Source organism: Streptomyces armeniacus (genome assembly GCF_003355155.1).
Taxonomy (GTDB): Bacteria; Actinomycetota; Actinomycetes; order Streptomycetales; family Streptomycetaceae; genus Streptomyces; species Streptomyces armeniacus.
Window position 1 is genome coordinate 6,181,707 of sequence record NZ_CP031320.1, and the last position, 14,446, is coordinate 6,196,152.

A 14,446-nucleotide genomic window follows, 5' to 3' on the forward strand; every position below is an offset into this window, starting at 1 on the left:
CCCGGGGGACGACCCCCGTTACCCCCCGTTGTTGGCGCGGACGGGACCGGGGGAACGTGCCCCGCCCGCGCCATTTGCGCGAACCCAGAGGTACGGGGGGAACCTCGGGTATCTCGCGCCGCCGATGACCAGTCGGCTCATTCTCTACAGCGTCACGCGCAGCGAAAGTGTCACACCGGCCGTTCAGCTGTCCGAAACGCCGGGGTTGACTGGGCTACTTGGGGGTGCTGTCCCCGGAACCGGCGTCCGAGCCGGCGTCCTTGCCGTCGGCGGAACCGCCGGAGTCCGTGCCGGAGGTCGGGGCCTCGGTGCCGGCCGACTCACCGCCGGTGTCGCCGCTGGTCGTACCGCCCGAGTCGGTGCTGCCGCCGGTGGTGCTGTCGCCGCCGTCGCCACCGTCTCCGCCGTCGCCGGTCTCACCGCTTTCGCCGGCGTCGCCGCCCTCGCCGCCGGTGTCACCACCGGAACCGCCCGTGCCTCCGGTATCGCCACCGGAACCGCCGGAACCGCCCGACCCGCCGGAGCCGCCCGACCCGCCGGGGTCCTTGCCGCCCTCGCCGCCGGTGTCACCACCGGAACCGCCGGAGCCGCCCGTGTCGCCGCCGGTGCTGCCTTCGCCGCCCTCGCCGCCGGTAGAACCGCCGCCCGGCGAACCGCCGACGGTCCCGCCGCCGTACTGCGCGCAGTACGTCTGGACGGCCGTGGGCCCGCCCGCCGCGTGCTCCAGCTTCGTACGGTCCTCGCCCGCGATGGTGCCGTCGGCGTACGCCTTGCACAGCGCCTTGACGATGGCCTCCGTCTCGGCGTCGTCCGGCATCCGCTCGCCGTTCCAGCCGTCGCCGATCGTGCCGCCGCCGGGCGAGCTGGACTTGCCGTCCTCGGTACGGCCTGAGCCGGGCTCGTCGTCCGGCGTGCCGGGCTTGCCGTCCTTCCCGTTCTTGCCGTGCGGATCGCCCTTGCCGTGCCGGTGGCCGCCGTCCCGCTCGTCACCGTCCGCACCGTCCGGGCTGTCCGCGGGAGACACGCTCACCGCGGGCTTCGCGGGGCCGCCGCCTCCGCCGCCGAACGGCGTCGGGATCACACCGGCCCCGGCCGCCACGGCCACTCCGCCGAGCGCGCAGCCGGCGACCGCCATCGCAAGTCCGGCCCGCAGCGGTCTTCCGGTCAGCCCGGGCAGTGCCCGTACGAATATGCGCCGGCCGCCGCCGGAACGGGTCCCGGCGGCCGGTCCGGAACGTGCGCCGGAGCCGGAAGCGGAGGCGGAGGCGGAACCGGACCGGGCCCCTGACCCGGACCAGACTCCCGCGCCCGCCGGCGTGCCGAACTGCGCGCCCGGCACCGTCGCCCCGGCCACGACTCCCGACACCGTTGCCACCGAACCGCTGCGCAGGACCCCCTCCTGCGCGGAGCGGAACGCGTCCACCGCCGCTGCCTCGCCCGGCAGTTCACCGGCGGGCAGCTCAGCAGGGGACGTGCGGCAGAGCAGGCCGTCCGCCGGCTCCGCGGACAGCGCGCCGAGCGCCGTCGCGAGCCGGTCCGCGCTGCCGCCGTAGCCGTTCAGCCGGGTGCCGTCGACCGGCAGGCCGCGCAGCAGACGCTCCGCGGTCTCTTCGTCCAGCCATTCGTACCGGTCGTCCGACATCACGTTTCCCTCAGCGTTCGCGCGGCGTTCCGCGTCACACCGCGTGGCAAATCCCGCTGTGACGGGTTGCGTTGCGGCGGGGGCGCACCACCGTTCCCGTCCGCCCCTTCAGCCGCCTCTTCCTCCGGTCCCTCCGCCTCTCCGTCCAGCATTTCGGCGAGCTTGCGCAGTCCGCGGTGTGCGGCCGTACGGACCGCGCCCGGCCGCTTGCCCAGCACCTGGGCCGCGCTCTTGGCGTCGAGGCCGACCACGACACGCAGCACCACCGCCTCCGCCTGGTCGCGCGGCAGGCTGGCGATGGCCCGCATCGTACGGCCCGTGCCGAGCGCCTCCAGCGCCAGATCGGCGGTGTCCGCGCCGCCGGGCAGCGAGGCCAGTTCAGTGTCGTCGCCCGCGACGGCGGGCCGGCGGCCACGCATCCGGATGTGGTCCAGCGCGCGATTGCGGGCGATACGCGCCGCCCAGCCGCGGAAGCGGTCGGCGTCGCCGTGGAAACGTGTGATGTCCCGCGCGATCTGGAGCCAGGCCTCCGAGGCCACGTCCTCCGCGTCCGGGTCCGGCACCAGCGTCCGTATGTATCCGAGCAGCCTCGGGTGCACGGTGCGGTACACAGTGCGGAAGGCGCTCTCGTCCCCGTCCTGTGCCGCGCGCACCGCGGCGGTCAGTTCCGCGTCATCCCCCTGCACGCCCGTGTCCTCGCCCCATCCGCGACATCGCGATCCGTTCGGCGACGCCCCTGGCCGGACGCCGTTCCTGTCGCTGCTTACTGTTCTGCATCGACCTGCGTCAATGCATGGGCTGAACGGTACGACCAACTGTGCTTCCGCGTCCATGCCGGACTGGCGAGTAGCCACGCGGTGGTCGCGGGGTAACAGAAAGCTGTGCCTTGGCGCTGTGTTAAATGCGGACCTGCTGCTGGTTGGTGCGTCCGTACCGTGAGGACGGCCGAGGTCTCTCCTGTGGGGGGTGGCGACCTCGGCCGTCTTCCTTTCCGCTTCCGGTCGGGACCGGGTTCCGCATTCACTCCACCCGGTCCGCCAGCGCGTTGAACTCCCTCCAGTTCAGGCGCGGTTCACGGGGATCCCAGAGTTTCTGCGCGGTGGCTTTCAGCGGCATCCGGATGCCCTTCGCGACCTGTTCCTGAGTCTGGCTGTCCGCCAGGTCGCACCACACGGCGAAGCGCCCGCCGAGGATGCGGTCGGGCCCGGAGAGCGCCTTCGGCACCGGCTCGGTGCCGCGTACGACGGCCGGTGTCCACTGCTCGTAGATACGCTCGCCGGTCGGATAGGTGAAGTCGTTGGGCTCACCGAGAACGTAGTAGAGGAACTCGTCATTGAGGTTGACGACCTTCCACCCCTCCCGCAGATACTCCACCGGCTCGCGCTCGCCGATCTCCTTGCCCGTCCAGTACGCGACCTCGCGCCCCTTGCTCGGCTTGACGGTCCCGCCGCGGTGCATCCCGTCGTTCCACACCTGCGGGGTCTTGCCGTGCTTCCGCACGACGGCAGCGCGGTCGTTCAGCCACGCCGTCGCGAGATCCTGCACGCCGGCGCGCGCGCCGTACCGCTCGCGCGCGGCGGCGGCCAGCTCCGGATAGGCGGCCGCCGGGTCCTCGGACATCAGCGCGCGGTACTCGTCGCCGCCCAAGTGCCAGTACGGGCCCGGGAACAGCTCCGCGTACTCGTTCAGCAGATCGTCCACGATCTTCGCCGCGTCCGGGTTCGCGATGTCCACCGCGCCCTGCACGGGGGTGCCGGACGCGTTCTTCAGCTGCAGGCCGGGGTGCTTCTCCAGCACCGCGCCCAGGTGGCCCGGCGAGTCGATCTCCGGAATCACCGTGATGTGCCGCGACTTCGCCAGCCGCACGATGTCGCGCACCTGCTTCTTCGTGAGGTGCGGATCGGAGACCACCTCGGGGTGCGAGTCGCTCTCGACGCGGAACGCCTGGTCGTCGGAGAGGTGCAGCTGCAGCTGGTTCAGCTTGAGATCGCCCATCTCGCGGATCCGGTCCTCGATCCACTCCGCGCTGAAGTGCTTGCGCGCGATGTCCAGCATGAACCCGCGCTGCGCCCGGTCCGGCCGGTCCCGCACCACGCCGTCGGCGAAGCCGCCCTGCGCCCGTACGGTCTGGAGCAGCGTGCGGGTGCCGTAGAACACGCCCGCGTCGGACGAGCCGGTGATCCGTACGCGGCCGTCGCGGCTGGTGAGCACGTAGCTCTCGCGGGCGGTTGTGCCGCCCTTGTCGGCCTTGTCGGCCGTGCCCTTCGTGCCTGCCGTACGGAGCTCCACGTCGCCGGTGCGGGCCGGGCCCTCCGCGTACGGGATGTTCAGCTCGCGCGCGAGCAGCCGCGCCTCGTCTTCCAGCGGCCCGCCGGCATCCGCGACCACGCGCCCGCCGTCGCCCGGCTTCCAGCCGGGGCCGCGCACGGGCTGCCAGTCCCGTACGGCGGGCACGGCCTCGGGGGCGGGGCCCAGCCGGTCCGGGCGCTTCGGGGTGGGCGGCGCGGAGTCCGTCGCCGACGGGGCGGTGGCGTCGGTGTCCTCGGCGCTGCCGGCGCCGGCATCACCGTTCGAACCGTCGCCGTCGCCGGACAGCGCCCAGACGCTGACGCCCAGCACGGCGGCGAATCCGAGGAGCGCCGCGCAGAGCACGAGGATCTTTGGCCTGTCGAACCACGTACGTACCATGCCGCCCACGGTATGGGCCCCACCCCACCGGTACGGACGGGGGCGGGAGGACGGAGCGGGCCCCGGCGCGTTGGAGGCCGGGGGCGTCCGGATCGAGCGGCAGGTGCGCCATGGCCGCCAGCTCGGGCACGGAGAGAACCGCTGACCCTCGGGGGAAGGCGCGTTGGGCCAGGGCACGTTCAGGGAGGCGGGTGCGGGCGAGCCAGTTGCGGTCGGCGAACAGGCCGAAGGCGGAGGCGAGCGCATGGGCTCGACCGCGCACGGCCTGCTCGGCTCCGTCCGATTCCGGGCAGCGGGTGGCGGCGTAGGTGATCCCGGTCTGCCACTGGGGCCCGGCGAGCTTCGAAGCGGACTGGCGTACGGCGGCGCCGTATTCGGGATCGAGCTTGCCGGTGGCGGACGGCTGAGGGCGGTGCGCCAGCAGCGCCGCCAGCGCGGGGAGACGGGGAGCCGGTCGTCCGGCCTTGAGGCGGCGGGCGGCACGCCGGGCGCGGCGAAGCGCGATGCCGGTGGCGGGACGGACGAGGAACTGGACGAGCGCGTGCTCGTCCTCGCCCATACCGGTACCGGCCTGCAACAGGGCACGGAGGGGATCGCTCTTGTGCTCGGTGCGCAGCGGCAGCGCCGGGGGACGGGCCGGCCGGAGCCTCCCCCCGGAGACGACGTGTCCGGCCGGAAGGGGCGGCCCGGGGGCGCTGACCTGGGTGTGGGCGCCGGGCCAGGCGGCTTCGACCGCGCGGCGTACGAGGTTGAGCGGGACGGTGCCGGGCACCCACAGGCGGATACGCAGACCGGTGTGGGACCAGGCGTACTCGAAGGCGAGATGCGGTTGGCCCGTGGTGATCCGGCGCCACCACGGGCGTTGGAGGCCGGAGAGCTGAGCCCACAGGACTTCGCCGCCCTGCGGCGCAACCGTGGGAGGGGCGAGGACATCGACCAGCCGGGCTCCGGAGGCGAAGCGCTCCTGCCGCCAGCGAGCGAGTCGACGCCGGGCGCCGTATCCGATCGCGCTCGCGACGGCGGCCGAGGGGAGGAGGACGAGGGCGTGCGCGGCGCACCAGCCGGTCACGCCGTGGGCCACGCCGCTCCACGCGGTGGCGGGGCCGAGCAGGAAGCGAGTCAACGGGCTGTCGCCCAGGGCATCGGCGAGCTGGCAGCGTGCTGTCACTCGGCTGCCTCTGCGTACGCGGCCTCGTTCTCGCGGAGCTGGGCGGCGAGTTCGCCGGGATCGGTGGTGATCACCTCGTGTTCGGCGGCTGAGGCGACACTGATCAGGGCGACCTTGTGCCGGCGGTCGCCCGCCAACAGCAGCGCCTCACCGCGGGTGGCGGAGAGCAGGAACTCCTGCTCTCCATGGGAGAGATGGAACTGCTCGCCGATCGCCTCGACGGCCTGGGGCGCCTGCCGCAGCAGGATCTGGGTCGCGGCGTTGGAGACGATGGCCCGCCCCAGCGGCGAGGCCAACACGTCGTCCGCATCCTGCGTGACCACGGCCAGACCTGCCCACTTCTTGCGTGCTGCCTTGGCCATCCGGAACAGGAACTCGGCCCCGGCTCCTTCCCGCATCAGCAGCCACGCCTCGTCGACGACCACGAGATGACGGCCCGTACGTGCGCGCTCGGTGACCTGGCGCCAGACGGCGTCCAGCGCCAGCAGCATCGCCGGGGCCTTCACCTCCTCGGGGAGGTCCCGCAAGGCGAAGACCACCAGGTGTCCACTGGTCTCCACGGTGCTGGGGCCGTTGAAGTGCCCGGCGTGCGACCCGGAGACGTACGGGGCCAGCCGCGCGGCCAACTCGATGGCGGTGTCCCCGGCCTCCAGCTCCAACGCGGCGTACAGGTCGCCGAGCCGGGGCGGTGTCCGGGTCCAGGTGCGTGGGTCGGCGGTGATCCCTGCGTGTTCGTATGTGGCCAGGATCGCCCGGTCCAGCATGGCCTTCTCCGCAGCGCTGAGCGGAGACGAAAGCAGGACGGAGAGGAAGGTGTGCAGGAACAGCACCCGCCTGGTCAGCAGGTCGCCTGCCTCGCCTGAATGCGGCGGTGGCGGCAGGTCGAACGGGTTGAGGCGTACGCCCTGGGCGCCCAGCGCGACGACCCGTCCACCGACGGTCTCGGCGAGACGGACGTACTCGTTCTCGGGATCGATCACCGACGCCGTCACTCCGGTGAAGGCCAGCCGCAGCAGCTCCTGCTTCATCAGATACGACTTGCCTGCCCCGGAACGCGCCAGAGTGATCGAGTTGTAGTTGTCCTGGGCGTATCGGTCCCACAGGACGGGGGAGCCCGAGATGGCGTTGAGGCCGTAGAGCACGCCCGTGGGCGAACCCTCCGGACCCTGGGGGAGAGGGAGTTCGGGGCTGGTGAACGGGAAGCAGGCCGCGAGCGCGGCGGTGTCGAAAGTGCGGCGGATCTTGAGGGTGTCGATCCCGAGGGGGAGGGTGGCCAGCCAGCCCGGCAGCGCCCGATAAGTCGTCGGCGCGACGTTCATCAGCAGCGACTCGGCGACCGCACGTACGGCGGCCACCTGCTCAGCCAGCGCCTCCTCGTCCGCCGCGTGCACGGTCAGATACAGCGCGACCTGGAAGAGTTTCCCCTCGCCCCGCGCGATACGGAACGCGAGATCCGCGGCATCCTGCGCGGCCGCCTCGACGTCCGGATCGTCCAACTGGCCCTGGGCGAAACCGGAACGGCGCCCCGACTCCAGACGCGCCCGCTGCTTCTTCAGGGACGCCGCGGCGACGGGGTTGGGGACCGGATCGATGTGCAGCGCGATGTCCAGGTGCCCGGGGAAGTTCAGCAGCGGGGACAGCCAGCCGGGGGTGACTTCGGCCGGATAGCCGGTGACCACCAAGGTGGACGCCAGCTGGCCGCCCACGGCCAGCATCCGCGCCCGGACCTCGACCGACTCGGGCCCGGCCGCTTCGAGCAGGTCCTCACCGCTGAGGGTCTCCGTCGGCGTACGGCCCTGGCGCGCGAAGGGGTTCCTCACCGGGCATCACCCTGTTCCGTTCGGTGGGCCGTAGCGGTGTCGGGGTTGCAGGCGGAGGTGACGAGCCGCGCCGTGGCGGGTGCTTCGAGCGGGGTGACGGTGACCTCGGCGCCGGCCAGGGCGCGCGCGGCCTCCTCCAGCCGGTGCGTTGCCCGTGCTCCGGCTGCTGAGGCGCGGGGCGCGGCGGGCTCCCGGGCGACGAGCGCGATCTGACGGGTCAGCACCTGCCCGTCGCCCGAGAGCTCGGAGAGGAAGTCGGCATGCGCGCGGGCTGCCGTTTCCAGGGCGGGGTGCGGCAGCACCGGGGCGTTCTCGCGGAGCCGGTCGGCCAACGGCGCCAGTTCGGTGCGGTGACAGCGCACCAGGATCTGCGCGGGCCCGGTGAGGGAGTTGAGCCACCGTCCGAACCCGGCGACCAGCCCGTGCTGTTCGGCTCCGGAGCGCAGATCGAAATTGACGGTCGAGCATGTGGCGAGCGCGGCTCGGCCATCCCGGCCCAGATTCAGAACGCCTCCCGCAGCGACGCCTTCGTGCGGCATGGTCATAGCCTCCGGCGGCCGTTCGGCGGCCTTGGCGAAACGGTCACCGACGAAGCCGGGCAGCGGAGGCACACCCTCGGGGGCATGCACACGGCGTTTGGGAGCGCGGGCGTGAGTGAACGCGGCGCGCAGGAACCGGTCCAGGCCGATGCCCTCACGGGAGCCGAGCACGAACGCGGTCACCACCCCGGCCAGGGGCAGCACCATCACCACGTACGCCAGGGCGCCCATGACGGGACGCGAGGCCCAGTAGCCCCCGTACAGCACCACGGCGGCCACGGCGAGCTGCGCGGTCTGCCGCGCGGTCAGCGGCCCGAGCACCCGGTCCGCACGGGCCACGTCCGCCGGGATCCGTACGGACTCCATCATCTCCTCACCACGTGCTCGCATCCAGGCTCACGGTCCTTCCGTACGGCGGTGGGAGCGCGGGGGCTCCAGGGGGAGTTGCAGCCGTAGCGACCTCGCCGGGCGTACGGCCGTGGGCGGCGCGTGGGGGCGGCGTACCGGCGCGCTGGCCCCGAGCGGAGTCTTGCGGGCTGGTGCGGCTCGCTTCGGCTGACGTGCCGCCCTCGGGGCGGGGCCGGAGACGACGGGAGTGGTACGGGGCGGTGCGGAGCGGCTCGAAGGGCTGGGCGGGGAGCTGCGCGTCGTACCGGTGGCGGGGCCTCCGCGCCCAGCGGTCGGGGGAGGCGGGGGCCAGGCGGTGCGCGAGGAGGCCGGTGGTGTCGAAAGGGCTCCGGGCCCTTGTACGAGGGCGCCTGGACGGGTGCGTCCCGGCCCGCCTGGAGACAGGTTGCTCGGGCTCGGCCCGGGACGTCGGGCCGGGAAGGTGCTTCCTGTCGGCGCCCAGCGGCCGGTCACGTTGACGGGCGGGGGAACGTTCGGGCTCGATGTGCCCGCAGTGCTCACCGTGGTGTTCCCGCCTCCCGGCGGACCAGGAGGTGTCCCGGGCGTTGGGCCTCCACCGGCGTTGCCAGGAGCGGGGACGGGCCCGGGTGGAGGAGTCGGGCGCGGACCAGGGCTGTTGGTGGGGCCGCCCGGCGCCGGAGTAGGCCGAGGGCCCGGACCTCCGGTGGGCCCCGGGGGAGTTCCTCCGCTCCCGTTCCCGGGTGGCGTGCCACCGGGGCCCGGGCTCCGGGGCTGTCGGCGGGCCGGGGCGGGCAGGCTGGTGCGCCGCAGCAGCATGAGCATCGCCGTGTTCCGCGCCATTCGCAGCGGTGCCGGGGAGTGCGGGGTGGTGAGCACGGTGGAGCGGAAGATGAACCGCATGCACCAGCCCGGGATCTTGAACAGCACCCAGAACAAGGCGATACCCGCCAACGTGGTGCCCAACTGGTTCGGTTTCGGCAGTCCGAGCAGCGTGGAACCGGGCGCGAAGAACAGCTTGAGCGCCACGATGAACGTCAGCGACTGCGCGATCTGAATCGTCAAGCACGCGCCCAGGGCCCGACACCACAGCCGGGCGACTGCCTCGGTGACAGGGTGTGCGTGGCAGGCCAGTGCCAGCGGAGCAGCCACCGCGAGGATCGCCATGAACGCGACCCGCACGATGTAGCCCATCAGGACGCCCAGCATTAGCGCGGCGGCCACGATCGCCAGCAGGATCAGGTACACGGCCAGCCCTTTGACCCCGAACGCCATGAAGGGCAGTGACTTCTCCACCAGCCCTTGGCCCGCGTCGGCCAGGTCGGTGCCCATGATCGAGGCGGACAGGGCGTTGGCCAGCGCGATGGCCTTGCCCATGACCGTCAGCGAACTGGCAGCGGCGATCAGGCCGATGACCAGCCGGGGTGCGATCTGCTTCAGCGCGTAGCGGGTCTGGACGGTCTCGTAGCCCATGACGGTCAGCCCGCCGGCCATGACGAACAGCACGTACAGACTGACGGCGGTGGCCATGGACGCCTTCCACAGGCGGCGCAGATCCGCGTGCTCGGTCACATCCGGAGTGGTCAGGTACGTGGCGGACAGCAGCTTCCGCAACGGCTTCATCACCTGGTCGACCACCATGCCCAGGAATCCGGTGACGGCGTCGGTGACCATGGCCGGGATGTCCACGAGGCCGTCCAGCCCGACGCCGTTGGCCGGAGTGCACTCCCGCCCATCCGCCTCACACGCGGGAGGCGACGGTCCAGGTGACGGCTCCCGCGTGGGCTGCTTCCCTTTCGGCTCAGGCTCGGCCTCCGGAGCCTTCGTCGACGGAGGCCCCGGGGTAGGGCCCGGCGTCGGACCGGGAGCGGGTTCCGGCGCGGTCGGACCGGCCTCCGGCTGACCGGGAGTCGGGCCCGGTTGAGGCGAGGGCTCGACGGGCGCAGCGACCGCAACCGGAGCGAGAGCCAGAAGAACAAGGCAGAACAGCGCTACCCCGGCAGACCGTCCCGGGCCGAGCGCGCGGCGGCACCGCCTGCGCGGCGTCACGAGCCGCCGTTCCCTTCGGCGCCGATGATGCCCTGGAGGACTTCGGTGATGACGGGTGCCAGCACCGCGATCCCGTAGCCGATCGCAGCGGCCTTCAACGCCCGCTTGGCCGCCTCGACTTCTCCGGGGTCGCCCGAGGCCATCAGATAACGGGCGCCGCCGAGGGTGAGGAACAAGGTGGCGAGACCGGCGCTGATGCCGACGATCCAGTTCCGCAGGTTGGAGATCACCTCTGGAACGGTTGCCAGCGCCCACGCCGGCCTCGCCTCGGCGAGCAGCAGCACCGCGCCCGTTCCGCCCGCGACCAGCACCCGTACGGCCAGCCGCCGCACCGGCAATCGCCGGAGCCTACCCCCACGTGCGTTCGGCACAGCACTCCTCCAACCAGCGGAAAGGCAGCGGACGGACGGCCAGAGGCGCTACGGACCCGCCGGTGCGGGAGGAGCCGATCCCCTGCCCGGGCGCTCCTCCTTCACGAAAGCGCGGCGGACAAGACCGTTCTCGGGGGTCAGCACGAGTCGGCCGTGCTCATCCCGCACCGGATCTGGCCGACGGCTCACCGGATTGCGGTGGTGGCCGTCACGCACAGATAGAGATCCCGGCCAGGGGAATTGACACACGCCGGGCCGGGACTCCCCATCCGGCCTACACCGTGCGCATCCGCGGCCGTACCCACGCGGCCAGGTGCTCCTCTGCCGCCCGACGGTGCCGGTAGAGCGTGCGCCAGCTGATGCCGCGCGCTGCGGCGAGATCCTTCACCGACTCACCACCCAGCCGGGTACGAGCGATCAGCCGCGCCTCCTCGACCCTCAGCACGCCGGCGGCCATGGCCGCCCCCAGCACGGCGAACTCGTCGCACTCCTCGAATCCGGAAGCATCCGACGCCACGGGCGGCAGCGTGGCCGTCTCGTCGACGACCTCACGCCGCGCCCGCCGTCGGGCACCGTCGATGATCCGATGCACCTCCCGGTCGGCCGCATTGAACAGCGCACGGTGGGGTTCCCCATGCCCCGGCTCCAGCTCGGCCAGCGCCGTGGCCACCGCCGCCAGCGCACCCTGCTCCACCTCCGCGCGCTCCAAGTGCCCCGGAAGCGCCTGCCGCTTGAGCATCCGGATCAGCACCGGAACGGTCATCGCCACCGCGACCAGGTTCCAGGGCTCACCCAGCCGGTGAGCGCGGCGCACCACTTCCCGCCAGGTCTCGGTCCGCAGCGCGGGCGACGTGGCCGGGTGCGCCAAGTGGGCACGCACCCGGCTAACGGGCCACTGGTCCTCCTCCGGCTGCTCGCACACCAAGTGCGCGGGCAGCGTCAGCGGACGCTCCCCTTGAGCGAGAACGTGGAAAGCCTCTTCGAATTCCCCAAGCGGCGAACGGGCCTGGGAGCTGTAGGCGGGCGTGAGACAGGAGCGCATGAGCACCTCCATGAATCGGCGGATTGCTTCCGCCGCCACAGCTGTCAGGGCACCGCGTCACCAACGGGCCGTCCGCGAGCCCCCGAGGGCATGTTGGCTCGCGGACGGCCCGCCGCGTACGAATGAGCTGCCACTGGCTCGCCCTCCCGGCCTGCTCCGACACACGCCGCACCCACTCGGGTATCGAACACGAAGAAGTTCTTGGCCGCCCGAGGCCACCCGACGGGCCAATGCACACGTGGCACGGAGGTGGCTCGCAGAGGGCTCGCCACTGGCTCGGATCCACTCTCACCTGCGCGAACATCCGGACCGGCTCGGCGAGGTCCTGTCGCAGTCGGCTTCCACCACAGCCCGTGTGGCGGCTCGAACGCGGCACGATCCGGTGGCAAAAACCGTGCCCGCGACCTCTATGACTACACGTCAGCACGAGCAGGCCGGATCCCCTCCCGAGCGCCGCACGCGATGCCGCACACACCATCGAGCTCCAACGCTCACCGCCCCACCCGTAATCGACTCCCGGCGACCCTCTGGCTCCCCGGCCCCGATCAGCCCTACGCGGCCCCCGCCGCGGGACAGGTACTGCCGGACTGGGCCATCGACAGAATCCGCACCGAGATCATCCCCCGACCGGACAACCGCCCCTCGCCACTGCTTCGCGTGCGCGTCGAGCAGACGGGGTCGGGAACGGACACCGAGGTGCGCACCGTGGTCTCCGGCTCCCCAGGCGAAGACGACGCTGATCAGGCCGTGCCCGGCGTCCCTCTGCTGCTGGCCGAGATCCACCCCGACACCTTCACCCCGCCCGCCTGCGGAACACCAGCCCCGCTCAGCCAGCCGCCGGAGACGGCGCAGGACGCCTGGCCGGGCTTCTTCCACCGAGCGCACCGTCTCCTGCCACCCGAAGGGCTTCTCCTCGTCGCCACCCGACAGCGACGAGACGACGGCGAGCTGACCGACCCCCTGGGCGAGGTGATTGCCTCCGCCCGCACCGCGGGCTTCACCTACCTCCAGCACATCGCCGTCATCCACGCCCACGCGGTCGGCAACCGCCTCGTTCCAGACTCCGGCACGGACCTGCCACCAGGGCTGGCCCACTCCGACCTGCTCATCCTCTCCCCGCACCCCTACGTCTGAGCCCGAACGGAGACCCGTGCACGAGCACCGCCCGTCAGCCGCCCCCTCGGTGTGGAACACCGCTCCGACATCCGCCCCACACCAGCGCAAACGCCGAGGCTACGTCCCCGAAAGCGCCGCCCACCCCGCCAAGATGCTCCCCGTGCTCGCGGCCACCGCCATCCAGACCTACTCCCGGCCCGGCGACCTCGTTCTCGACCCGATGTGCGGCATCGGCACCACGCTGGTCGAAGCCGGGCACCTGGGCCGGCACGGTATCGGCGTCGAATACGAACCCCGCTGGGCACACGCCGCCGCCCGCAACGCAGTCGCCGTAGCCCGCGAAGGCGACGCACCCCCGGGAGAGGTGTACTGCGGCGACGCCCGACACCTCACCCGCCTCATCCCCACCCGCCACCACGGCCGCATCGCCCTCGTCCTCACCTCACCCCCATACGGCAAGTCTCTCCACGGCCAGGTCCGCTCCACCCGCGAAAGCGGCGAACGAGGCGTCACCAAGAAGGACAACCGCTACAGCCGAGACCCCGCCAACCTCGCCCACCAGAGCGCAGACCACCTCCTGGCCGCGTTCACCGAGATCCTCGCCCAGTGCCGGACCGTGCTACGCCCAGGAGGCACCGTCGTGGTCACCACACGCCCCTGGCGCGAACGCGGAGAGCTCATCGACCTCCCCACAGCAGTGCTCGCCGCCGGACGCCAGGCCGGACTCATCCCCGCCGAACGCAACGTCGCACTCCTCGCCGGCATCCGCGACGGCCAACTCGTTACCCGCCCCTCCTTCTTCCAGCAGAAGAACGTCAGCGACGCCCGCCGACGCGGCATCCCCCTCCACCTCATCGCCCACGAAGACATCCTTGTCTTGCGCAAATGCAAGCTCGAATCCGCAGCTCCCCACCCCGGAGCACGATCGTTCCCGCCGCCCTGCGCCCAGAAGGCGGGAGCGGTCGTAGTCGCTGCCTGGTGACTTCAGCCCGTGGTGGTCGCCGAGTTCTGTCTTGCGACAGGGCGACAGGGGAGCGTCCGTTCTCAGCCAATATGTCCTGCCCGGGTTTTCCATCCGGCCAATTCGCCAAAACATCTCTCCAGGACCGACGAGTGGGGCCTGGCTCGTAGCGAGGGGGGATGGCTTGATGGCGGTTGAGCCGACGGAGACCGCGTGGCGTATTCAGGCATCTATTGCAGACTGGACAGCAAAGGCCGATTCGAAGGCGTCGTTTGCCCTGACGATGCAGTCCACAGCCTTGGCTGTCTTGGGCCTGCTGGCAACTTCCAAGCGGGCGACCGGTGATCTCGATTCCACCCTTGCTCGACTGCTCTTATGGGTGGGCGTTGTGCTCATGGTCGGTGGAGTCAGTTGCGCGGCCTGGGCGATCTCCCCCAACCTTCGAAAGCAGCGACGAGGGCCGGAGAGCAACGACGATTTCTTGTACTTCGGGCATGTTCGACACCTGGAGCCGACGACACTCGAAGCGGCACTTCGAAACAAGGACCCGTTGCCGACCTTGTCCCGGCAGGTTGTGGTAATGAGCGAGATTGCATGGAACAAGCACCGTCGGGTCCAGTGGTCGCTGATGTTGGGGGTCTCGGGCTGTGCCGCCTTTGGCCTGGCAACCGTCGTCGGATGACC

The 14,446-nt window shown here is 71.8% G+C and carries 11 protein-coding genes and 1 pseudogene; 3 read left to right on the plus strand and 9 right to left on the minus strand.

What is annotated here, in order from left to right; translation table 11 throughout:
* Positions 1–214 precede the first annotated feature (214 nt).
* From DVA86_RS26825 to DVA86_RS26865, 9 genes and pseudogenes are all read right to left on the minus strand, one after another.
* Positions 215–1,642, minus strand: coding sequence for a hypothetical protein (locus tag DVA86_RS26825; RefSeq protein WP_208882121.1), 1,428 nt, complete (start codon positions 1,640–1,642; stop codon positions 215–217).
* Positions 1,642–2,328, minus strand: coding sequence for an RNA polymerase sigma factor (locus DVA86_RS26830; protein WP_208882123.1), 687 nt, complete (start codon positions 2,326–2,328; stop codon positions 1,642–1,644). The genes DVA86_RS26825 and DVA86_RS26830 overlap by 1 nt, the downstream gene beginning before the upstream one ends.
* Positions 2,329–2,662: 334 nt before the next feature.
* The gene (locus tag DVA86_RS26835) at positions 2,663–4,330 is read right to left on the minus strand and encodes a beta-N-acetylhexosaminidase (protein WP_208882125.1); all 1,668 of its coding nucleotides are present in this window, start codon (positions 4,328–4,330) and stop codon (positions 2,663–2,665) included.
* A gap of 493 nt (positions 4,331–4,823) precedes the next feature.
* Positions 4,824–5,498: pseudogene (locus tag DVA86_RS36450) on the minus strand (DUF8128 domain-containing protein); the annotation flags it as partial.
* Positions 5,495–7,213: a VirB4 family type IV secretion system protein gene (locus DVA86_RS26845; RefSeq protein WP_208885218.1), complete on the minus strand. Its 1,719-nt coding sequence runs from the start codon at positions 7,211–7,213 to the stop codon at positions 5,495–5,497. The pseudogene DVA86_RS36450 and the gene DVA86_RS26845, both read right to left, overlap by 4 nt.
* A 101-nt stretch (positions 7,214–7,314) precedes the next feature.
* Entirely contained in the window at positions 7,315–8,247 is a 933-nt protein-coding gene (locus DVA86_RS26850) for a PrgI family protein (protein ID WP_208882127.1), read from the minus strand.
* A gap of 6 nt (positions 8,248–8,253) precedes the next feature.
* Positions 8,254–9,912 carry a TrbL/VirB6 family protein gene (locus DVA86_RS26855; protein WP_245997215.1) on the minus strand — a complete coding sequence of 553 codons (1,659 nt, stop codon included), beginning with the start codon at positions 9,910–9,912 and terminating at the stop codon, positions 8,254–8,256.
* Positions 9,913–10,268: 356 nt separating this feature from the next.
* A complete protein-coding gene (locus DVA86_RS26860) occupies positions 10,269–10,604 on the minus strand; it encodes a pilin (RefSeq protein ID WP_222623450.1) in 336 nt (111 codons plus the stop codon).
* A 313-nt stretch (positions 10,605–10,917) separates the two neighbouring features.
* Positions 10,918–11,724, minus strand: coding sequence for a hypothetical protein (locus DVA86_RS26865; protein WP_245997217.1), 807 nt, complete (start codon positions 11,722–11,724; stop codon positions 10,918–10,920).
* Between the two features lie 618 nt (positions 11,725–12,342).
* Between DVA86_RS26865 and DVA86_RS26870 the strand changes: the two genes are divergently transcribed.
* From DVA86_RS26870 to DVA86_RS26880, 3 genes are all read left to right on the plus strand, one after another.
* On the plus strand, positions 12,343–12,819 hold the full coding sequence (locus DVA86_RS26870) for a hypothetical protein (RefSeq protein ID WP_245997219.1): 477 nt from the start codon (positions 12,343–12,345) through the stop codon (positions 12,817–12,819).
* A gap of 49 nt (positions 12,820–12,868) precedes the next feature.
* The gene (locus tag DVA86_RS26875; RefSeq protein WP_245997751.1) at positions 12,869–13,783 is read left to right on the plus strand and encodes a TRM11 family SAM-dependent methyltransferase; all 915 of its coding nucleotides are present in this window, start codon (positions 12,869–12,871) and stop codon (positions 13,781–13,783) included.
* Positions 13,784–13,949: 166 nt separating this feature from the next.
* Positions 13,950–14,444 carry a Pycsar system effector family protein gene (locus tag DVA86_RS26880; protein ID WP_208882134.1) on the plus strand — a complete coding sequence of 165 codons (495 nt, stop codon included), beginning with the start codon at positions 13,950–13,952 and terminating at the stop codon, positions 14,442–14,444.
* Positions 14,445–14,446: the final 2 nt, after the last annotated feature.